Here is a 1781-nt window from a genome sequence, read left to right as displayed (position 1 = left end):
CATCCGCGGCGAACCACGGGCCATGCTGCTGCTGGAGAACCGGATGATCAGTGGCGCGTTCTCCACCGAGCGCCTCGACGGAATCATGATTATCGCCGGGCAGCTCGCGGTCTCGCTCGACAACGCCATGGTCTACGCCTCATTGGAAGACAAGGTCGCCGAACGAACCAGGCAGCTCGCCGCCGCCAACCAACAGCTGGAACAGCTCTCGATCACCGACCCCCTGACCGGGCTGGCCAACCGACGACGCCTCAACGAGACCCTCGACGCGGAATGGCACACAGCCCGGCACCGCCACGTCCCCGTCGCATTAGCGATGATCGACATTGACCACTTCAAGCGGTACAACGACCACTTCGGACACACCGCCGGCGACCGCTGCCTCCCCCAGGTCGCCGCATGCCTACGCGAGAACGTCGGCGCCACCGACCTGGCCGCCCGCTACGGCGGTGAGGAGTTCGCGGTCGTGATGCCGGGCGCCGACACCGACGTCGCTTGCCGGCATGGCCGAGCGGCTCTTGTCCGCCGTGGCGGAGCTGGCCGAACCACACCCGACGGTCAGAGAAAACATCGTCACCGTCAGCATCGGCGTCGCGGCGGTCACACCCACCGCCGACGACCCCCCAGACAGGCTCGTAGAGCTCGCCGACGCAGCGCTATACCGAGCAAAGCGCCATGGACGCAATCGGGTGGAAACGGCACATCCACGCCCTACGTCGTGAGCAGTGAGCCTTTTCCGTGTGCCCAGCAGCCAGCCTGCTACCGGGCCTCCTGGCAGCTACCCGGACCGGACTCTCACCGGCAAGCGACGACGAGCTTACGAACGGGGGATCAGCCGCTACACGGCGTCACCTCCGGCCTGCTGGACACACGAAAGATCGAGGTTAGAGCCACACATACCGGCCGACGGTGTGGTGCGAGCAGCCCGCGAGCTCGCCCGCGTCACGCAACGACCCCGTCAGGTCGTACGCCTCAAGAATTTCCATGATCTCCTCGGCAGACTTCAATCTCGTCCCCTTCCCGGGACCGTGCTGGGTAGCGGTTGGTACCGCTCAGCACACCGGGAAGGGGACAACCCGGACCTGCCACGACAGGCCGGGACACGACGATCACCTCGGGCAGATCACGGGACCGCCGGTGGGCAGTTCAACTGGCCACCGGCGGGCACCCACACGGCCGTCATCGGGCAGGATCCCGCGGCCACCGACAGCAGCCGCGTAGTGGCAGACTTTGCCGATGCAACTGTGCCCAGATGACGACTGCACCATCGACGTGGGCTCCCCTTGCTTCCCTGCGAAGTGCAACCTCGGCTACAAACCAACTACGCCACGCGACCCTAACCACGACCGACCATCGCGGGAAGCAACTCATCCACCCCGATTCGATAACTCTCACCCGCGTGACCGGTCAGTTCGCCGGTCCAGAGGATGAGCCGATCGATGCCGAGATCTTCAATTGCCATCATCTTCTCGAGGCATCGCTGGGGGTCGCCTACGAGGCCGAAGCTGTCAATGAATTCGGGGTCAAGGAGATGCGAGTGACTACTTGCACGAGCGCCGTGCTTGTTCATGTTATAATTTTTTGCGATGCGTTCCATGTTCTCCCGATCTCTGTCCAAGATCGGGCTGGCCTCGTTCACCTTCTTATGCATCGCAGAGAGCCGGCTCATCGATGCGGCCGTACCCCGCGCGAGATCACGTGCGACATTCTGGTCGTGATGTGGATAGAACGGAACAAAGGCGCCAAACGAAAGCGATCCCGGGTCCCGCCCGTTTTTCTCC

At 63.8% G+C, this 1781-nt stretch carries 3 protein-coding genes; all 3 read right to left on the bottom strand.

Annotation, left to right across the window (positions count from 1 at the left end):
* Positions 1-403 precede the first annotated feature (403 nt).
* The gene (locus tag FDN03_RS16885; RefSeq protein WP_249354636.1) at positions 404-604 is read right to left on the bottom strand and encodes a hypothetical protein; all 201 of its coding nucleotides are present in this window, start codon (positions 602-604) and stop codon (positions 404-406) included.
* A gap of 280 nt (positions 605-884) precedes the next feature.
* The gene (locus tag FDN03_RS17010) at positions 885-1007 is read right to left on the bottom strand and encodes a hypothetical protein (RefSeq protein ID WP_256385367.1); all 123 of its coding nucleotides are present in this window, start codon (positions 1005-1007) and stop codon (positions 885-887) included.
* A gap of 329 nt (positions 1008-1336) precedes the next feature.
* Positions 1337-1781: LLM class flavin-dependent oxidoreductase (locus FDN03_RS16195; protein WP_138178613.1), on the bottom strand; the 445-nt coding region annotated here is incomplete at its 5' end.

Source organism: Glutamicibacter sp. V16R2B1 (genome assembly GCF_005774635.1).
GTDB classification, from domain to species: domain Bacteria; phylum Actinomycetota; class Actinomycetes; order Actinomycetales; family Micrococcaceae; genus Glutamicibacter; species Glutamicibacter creatinolyticus.
The sequence above is the reverse complement of the archived record's forward strand: the minus strand, read 5'-3'. Positions and strand labels throughout refer to the sequence as shown.